Source organism: Okeania sp., from assembly GCF_983059655.1.
Genome location: NZ_CEZPJD010000015.1, coordinates 22,674 through 30,464, shown reverse-complemented (window position 1 = coordinate 30,464; position 7,791 = coordinate 22,674). Strand labels below are relative to the sequence as shown.

4 protein-coding genes are annotated in these 7,791 nt (G+C 32.9%); 3 read left to right on the top strand and 1 reads right to left on the bottom strand.

Going from position 1 to position 7,791, the window contains the following annotated elements; all coding sequences use genetic code 11:
• The first annotated feature begins 1,299 nt into the window (after window positions 1–1,299).
• A complete protein-coding gene (locus tag AC3DU7_RS02220; RefSeq protein ID WP_488037737.1) occupies window positions 1,300–2,436 on the top strand; it encodes a glycosyltransferase family 2 protein in 1,137 nt (378 codons plus the stop codon).
• A gap of 185 nt (window positions 2,437–2,621) precedes the next feature.
• Entirely contained in the window at window positions 2,622–2,777 is a 156-nt protein-coding gene (locus AC3DU7_RS02215; protein ID WP_488037736.1) for a hypothetical protein, read from the top strand.
• 305 nt (window positions 2,778–3,082) lie between these two features.
• Here AC3DU7_RS02215 and AC3DU7_RS02210 read toward each other — a convergent pair whose 3' ends face one another.
• Entirely contained in the window at window positions 3,083–4,057 is a 975-nt protein-coding gene (locus AC3DU7_RS02210; protein WP_488037735.1) for a tetratricopeptide repeat protein, read from the bottom strand.
• Window positions 4,058–5,086: 1,029 nt separating this feature from the next.
• Here AC3DU7_RS02210 and AC3DU7_RS02205 point away from each other — a divergent pair.
• Complete coding sequence (locus AC3DU7_RS02205; RefSeq protein WP_488037734.1) at window positions 5,087–7,426, top strand: FkbM family methyltransferase; 2,340 nt, start codon at window positions 5,087–5,089, stop codon at window positions 7,424–7,426.
• Window positions 7,427–7,791 lie beyond the last annotated feature (365 nt).

Below are 7,791 nucleotides of genomic sequence, written 5' to 3'. Positions count from 1 at the left end.
CTTAAGTTTGAGGTTTTTATTGCTGATAGCTGACCGCTAATAGCTGAATGCTTACCTTGAGGAAATTTACTTTAGAAACTTATTCTTTCTAAAATTTTTTTCGTCTCCATATTTAATTCCAAACATGAATCTCATATAAATCAGCATTTTGCTTCTTTTTATCTAAGGATATATTTTGGGTGCATCTCACATTTGTAAAAATACTTTTTTCCTATATATTGCCTGTTGTCTGTTGCCTAAAAGTGATAAATTTTAGGCTTTATTCACGCATTGAGATGCACCCTATATTTTGATAACAAAAATAGGAAATTAATTTTGTGTGCCTGCTTAATGGCAGTTGCTATATTTTTAAGTTTACGTTCCCACTTATCAGCAGGAACAAGAATAATTAAAAGTAAGCATTTCCTACGGAATGCTGCGCAAACAGCTATTAGCTGTCAGCTCGAGCGCAACAATACTCTCTCCGTATAGGACAATGTTTAAATTAAAAAAAGACTTTAAGGGCAAGGGAGGAAACTTTTGTAGTAAAACAATTAAATATTGCTTTTATCCTAAACTAAAAGCAATAGCTGATAGCTGACGGCTGAATGCTTACAATTAAAATAACTTAGTCACACTCCCATTTGCAGTAACTCAAAATATTTCATAGCAATCGAAAAAAGTTTGCTCTAAATTGTGATAATTTATAATTCAGGAATAATAATAAGTACTCATGCCAAATTTTTGTATATAATTTCATCTCTAAGTCTGACAGAGTGAGAAGTTAGTGCATAATTAATTTTGCTTAAATACTTAATTTAGGAATTAGAATACATGGTTTCATAAAATTAATTTGAAATGTTTATTATCTATTTTTTCTATATTGGTAAACATTTTAATTTATTAGTGACAAATATAAAGCTTTATTTTGAGTTTGACAGACATCAAAATAAGATTTTTCAATCACTTTGATTATCTTTTTTGTAGTGGGTTTCATACCCCACGTTCATTTCAGTTATCCGTTATCATTACCTCCTATTAAAACCAGAGGCTTGAAATAGCGTTTTTGCAGGAAAAAACCTTGTACAGTTCACTATTTCCTGTTCCCTATTCCTTATTCCCTAGGGCGTAGCGCTATATAAACCGAACTTATACCAATTCACTTTAAAAATGTCACAAATAGTTTCAAACTTTCAATATTAAATAATTTCCTGAAATTACTATAGCATCAAAGTTTTGTAGCTCTATAAAATCTTAATGCATGACTTTTGACTTCCGTGAAACGGTATTAGTATTACTTCAAAATTAATATTAGATTAAATGCTTATCAATCATTGTCCTCAAGTTACTGTTTGTTTACCTACTTATAACTCTGGAGAATTTCTAACTCAAGCAATAGATAGTGTCCTTCAACAGACATTTACAGATTTTGAGTTAATTATTTCTGATGATTGTTCTACCGATAATACTCCAGAAATTATTAAAAGTTATCTGCAGAAAGATAACAGAATTAGATACTTGAGAAATTCCAAAAATTTAGGACTATTTACTAATTGGAATAAGTGTTTAGAAAGTGCTAATGGTGAATATATTACTATCTTTGCTCAGGATGATGTGATGTTGCCAAAAAATTTAGAGCAAAAGGTAAAAATTTTGGATAAATACCAAAATATAGGTTTAGTTACTTCATCTGTTATGGTGGTTGATGCTAATAATAATAATCTCAATTGGAATTGGGCAAATTATTCTGAGGATAAGTTAGTAAATGGCAAGGAATGGGTGAGGAATATTTTGGGAGAAGCTAATCCTATTTGTTGCCCGTTTGTATTAATGAGAAGACAGGTTTTAGAGAAAGTAGGTGGGAAATTTAATGAGAATTATGCTTATGCTGCGGATTTAGAATTATGGTTGAGAATTGCTTTGATTGCTGACTTATATTTTGTCAAAGAAGTATTGGGATATTATCGATGGCATGAAGGAAATAAAACCCATAGTTTTGATGATTTTTATCAGGTGAAAGAACATTTACAAATTTCTAGCGATTTAATTGATTGTTTAAATTTATCGGACCCAGAATTAAATGATTGGGAAAGTGAAGTGTTATCTAGAACTGTTAAATGGGTGAGTTTTTATAGAATTTATAATTATCTGGAAAAGGGAAATTTTGATGAAGCATTCAAGTTATGCGAGTTGTTGGAAAATTGGCGGAGTAAGTCGGGAAAATTAAGTATTTCTGTACAGGAGTTAGGCACTAGAATACAAAAAATTTTACAAGCAAATTCTCGCCTAAAGTTTGAGGTAGATGAATATAGGGACTGGGTTAAAAATATTGAGAATAAAAATTCGGTTTTAGAGATGAAAATTAATCAGTTAAATGATGAGAAAAAATGGCTAGAATCTCAGATTTTAGCTTGGATGCAAACTGCACAAAAATATTATCAAGAAAATAGGAAATAGCAGAGTGGGAGAGTGGCTCACACAGATTATGGCACGGAGACAGAGATAAGTAAGGGAGTGGGGGAGTAGGGGATTAGTAAACATAATAATTAATGCGCTACTAGGGCGCTAATTATCAAAAAAGTGATTTATAGCAATCCTATTTTATTCGTGTCAAAAATTTTACTGCTTTTTAGGGAACAGCGGTGCGACCCCGCGTCGGCGACAGACGCAAGCGGTCAGACCCCGCGTCGCCGTCAGCTCGCTTGCGGAATGCTGACCAAGAGAGGGAACGCGCACCAAGAGAGGGAACAGGGAATAGGGAACAGGTAAGAGTTTCAGTTTTTTTATCTACTTTTTGATTTGTCGCAACCTCTGCGCGGATTGCTATAGCTTGTGTTTATTAATTAATAACTGAAGTGCTACCTAAACTAAGTATTGTCGAAAGTCGAAAGAAAGGTTATTTATTAGGAGTCAGGATTCAGAATGAATAGCTTCAATACCATTTTCTAGGTAGGAAATCATTCTTTTTGTCAAAGGACATATCCTGCATTTGTCTTTTTATTCCTCTTACTATTTGTAACATTCTTTTTTCAAATTGGTATTAGGACAAATTAAAAGCTTAAAATTCAGACAAAGCAACATTTTTCCCTCTACCTTCTACCTTCTACCTTCTTCCTTCTAATTCAATAAAACGACTATAAGCAACACTTGCTTCATCTATTTTTCCCTGTCTTGCTAAAGCATCTCCTAAATTTTTATGAAATAAAGGTGAGGTGGAATTGAGATTTATTGCTTGCTCAAAAACATAAATTGCTTCTTCTAATTCCCCTACTTTTGTTAAAGCTTCTCCTAAATAATTGTAAGCTAAATTTGAGTTAGGATTAATTTCAATAGTACGACGGTAACAGACGATCGCTTCTAACCATCTTTCTTTTCTTGCCAAAACTATTCCTAAATTTAGATAAATCTCTGGATTATTTTTCTCTACTTCTAAGGCAAGTTGATATTCATAAATTGCTTGCTGAATATCACCTTGCTTTGTCAAAATTTTACCTAAATTAAAATGAATTTCGGGATTTTCTGGTTCAGTTATTAGGGCAATTTGATAAAAAATAATTGCAGAGCCTAATTTATCTCTTCCAAATAAGATATTAGCTAAACGACGGCATATTTCTGAATGATAGGGTTGAATTTCTAAGAACTTATGGTAGTTACTTTCATTCTGAGGATAGTAATCTATTGCTTGACGATAATGACTCAACGCCATGTTTAAATTAACCTGATAACGCTGCTTAAAAATATCTCCCAAATTTTCATACACTTCTGTTAAATTTGGTTGTAATTTTATGGCTTTTTGGTAACTAGCGATCGCCTCATCCCACTGCTTTTGTCGAGAGTATAAATTACCAATCATTTTGTATAATTCAGCTAAATTTGGCTGAATTTGTAATGCCTTAATACACCAATCAATTGCCACTTTGAAATTACCTTGAATTTCTAAAGCATTTCCCATAGTCTGATAAGCTGGAATAAAGTCTGGTTTTAGCTCTATAATTTGATGACACAAAGCGATCGCTCTATCAATTTTACCTTGGGCCAAATATTCTCTGGCTTTTTGGTGTTTTTCTACTACATTCACAGTTAAGTTAAGTATAGGTTTTTTTATAACTTGACTATATTAAGCTAAAGTATGTTGCACATTCAAAGATTATTTGTAAGCATTCAGCAGTCAGCTATCAGCTATCAGCTTTATTAATTTTAGTGGACAATTTAAGCTTGCTGTTCTTATGCTTCAATTCTTTGTTTAAAAATGTCGTAGAAGTTAAGCAAATGCTTGCTTCATTTATTAAAAAACTGTTTGCGCAGCATGACCTAGGAAGAGCTGACCGCTAATAGCTGTTTGCGCAGCATTCCGCAGGAAATGCTTACGATTATTTATCAAATAAATCTCAGGCAATATAGCGCTAGGGAATAGGGAACAGGAAACTGTAAAAGGGTTTTAGGATTGAAAAATGTCCGCGCCCAATTTTTGTAATGCTATAGTAAATAACCAATTCTTGTTTTACATCTCAAATGAAAATGCTATATCTAGAGAATATAAACTCAAAAAATTGGCTTAATTTTACCGAAAAATTGTGGGTATGCGCCTCCCATTTTAATGGGATAAAAAAAGAGAATATTCCTGATTTAAAGTCTCCTTATTGCAGAGGTACTGATAACTGATAACTGAAAATATCTCTGTTTTACATTTAGGAAATAGTTCTATTCTTGGTTAAAGATTGATTTGATCTTTTCTTTTGCGAGCTTAATGCCAATTCTCAAAAGTAATGCTCTACTTGGGCAGCACTTCAGTTATTAAGTAATTAAAACAAATTCAATCACTTTGCATGCTAATTAGCAGCTCATTTAATATTAATTGTTCTTATGTTTACTTCTCCCCCACTCCCCTACTCCCCTACTCAAGAAAACGTAGAAAAGTTTTTGAGGAATGGTATAATACCCCACCGTCTACATGGTGCTTAAAATTGTTTGGGGTTTGTAGATATCAAGTGGCTTGTCGAAGACTATCTGCATACAATTTTTCCTTCTGCCTTCTGCCTTTTTCAATAGTGGCAGAGCTACCTATTTATTTTTTTCTTGAACTGAAATTATCTAAGTATTAATAGTAATGAAATTAGATTTAAAGAACCTTTGCTCTCAAAACAAAATTTTTCCTAGAGGCATTATTCATGTAGGTGCTTATGAGGGTAAAGATATTAAAACTTACCAGGAGTTAAATATTTCAAAAATTATTTTCATTGAAGCTAACCCCACAGTATTTGAAAGGCTAAAAACAAATATTGCTGAAGCTTCTACTGATGTGCAAGCTGTTAACTATGCTATTAGTAATCAAGATGGACAAGTGAAATTATATGTTAACTCTATGGGAAAGAGTAGTTCCATTTTGCCTTTGAAATTTTATCGAAATATTTATCCAAATATTAAAGAAACACATCAACTAACTGTTGAGTCAAAAACTCTTGATACTTTGCTACAAGAATTAGGACTAACACCAGGAGATTTTAATATTCTCAATCTAGATATTCAAGGGGCAGAACTTTTAGCATTACAAGGTGCAACTAATTTACTTAAATATATAGATGCAGTTTACACTAAAGTTAATTATGAAGAACTCTATGAAGGTTGTGCTTTAGCAGACAAAATTGATGAATTTTTAGCAGAGAATGGTTTTGGCAAAATAGCGGAGGCAACACCTTTTCATCCTTCTTGGGGAGATGCTTTTTATGTGAGAAAACAAGTAATTAGTATGTCTACTCTTGGGAAAAATAGTGGATTGGGTAATCAAATTTTCCAGTATGGTTTCTTGAAAATATATGCTCAAGAAAATTCCTTATCAGTAGAGACTCCAAAATGGATAGGACAAGAATTATTTGGGCATAAAGACCGAGAAATTTCTGAAGATTTACCTGAAGTTTCGGAAAATGATAATGAATTTATCCTCGGTAATACAGAAGTTTTGAAAAATGTAGATATTCATGGAGAATTTTTATATCACACTCGTTATTATGCGCCCTTTAAAGAATATTTTTGTTCTTTGTTTCAACCTGTATTAGAGATAGAGGAAAAAGTAAAAGTTGCTTGGGAAAAATTATACTCTCGTGGCAAAACTATTATTGGTTTACATTTACAATCATATTCAGATGAAAATAGTAATTTTGCTGTTGCTCCAAGTGAGTGGTATAAGATTTGGTTAGATGGTTTATGGGAAACTTTAGAGGAACCAGTTTTATTTATTGCCAGCGATAATATAGAGGAATTACCTCTGGTTTATTTTGCTGAATATCATCCTGTAACTGCTCAAGACTTGGAGATTGAAGTTAATCGAGAATATCTGAATTTCTTTTTATTGAGTAAGTGTAATTTTGTTGCTATTTCCAATACTCCCTTTGCTTTTGCTGCTTGTCTATTAAATGAAGTGGGAAAATATTTCTTTCGACCTCATTTTTCCACTGCAAAATTTATACCTTTTGAACCTTGGAATAGTACCCCAGTTTTTCGAGATGTGGATATTTCAGAAATAGGGAATAGTGTTTCATTGGAGGTAAAATTTCAGGAAAATCAAGTCGAGTTAGAAAATCTTCAGTCTCAGAAAGATGAACTTTCCGCCAAATTAGTATCTACCCAGTCTCAACTTCAGCAAAATTGTGAAGAATTAGAAAATATCCAATCCCAAAGAGACCAAATATTAGAAGAGTTAGAAAAATCTCAGTCTCAACTTCAGCAAAATCAAGAAAAAACCAAAAACTCGGAAGCACAGCTACAACAAGTTCAAACAGAATTAGAAAATACTAAGTCTCAAAAAGATGAGTTTTCCGCAAAATTAGTATCTGCTCAGTCTCAACTTCAGCAAAATCAAGAAAAAACCAAAAACTCGGAAGCACAGCTACAACAAGTTCAAACAGAATTAGAAAATACTCAATCTCAAAGAGACCAAATATTAGGAGAGTTAGAAAAATATCATTCTCAACTTCAGCAAAACCAAGAAACAGCCAAAAATCATGAAGCACAGCTACAACAAGTTCAAACAGAATTGGAAAATACCCAATCTCAGAGAGATGAACTTTCCGCAAAATTAGTATCTGCTCAGTCTCAACTTCAGCAAAACCAAGAAACAGTCAAAAAATCTGAAGCAAAACTACAGCAACTTCAAACAGAATTAGATAAATATTGCTCAGAACTACATGATGTGCGAGAAGAATTAGAAATTACCCAATTCCAACTCGATGAAGTACAGGCAGAATTAGAACAATCTCAATCTAAGTATCTCAAGTATCAAGAAGAATTGAATACCAGTCAATCTCAACTTCAACAAACTCAAACAGAACTGGAAAAAACCAAACTCAAACTAGAAAATCAGGAAAAAATACCACTAGATCAAAGTCAAAAAAACTATGCAGCACATCTCAAAAATCTAGCTAAAATTCTAGCAGAAACAATTCCAGATTGATACATATAGCACGTAACAGGAAACAGGCAAAATTTGGAAAAGCATTTCCCTGTTTAAAGTTCATCATCAGTCTATGTCCTAACTAATTTTAAAATGGTATTATAGAATGTAATGAAGTATTTAATCCAATTAGGTAAGGAGGTAGTAATTTCAGTTATCAGTTGTTAGGAAAAGTCATTTCAGTTATCAGTTATCAGTTATCAGTTATCAGTACCTCTAGCTGTTTGCGCAGCATTCCGCAGGAAAGCAAGAGGCTTGAAGTACGGAATTATTTTTTCTCTTGGCCGATTAGATATGGCGCAGGTTTCCTCGCCATCTCACCCTACGGGAAGCTCCGAAGATCGACCGCTTTTTATCCCCTTAAA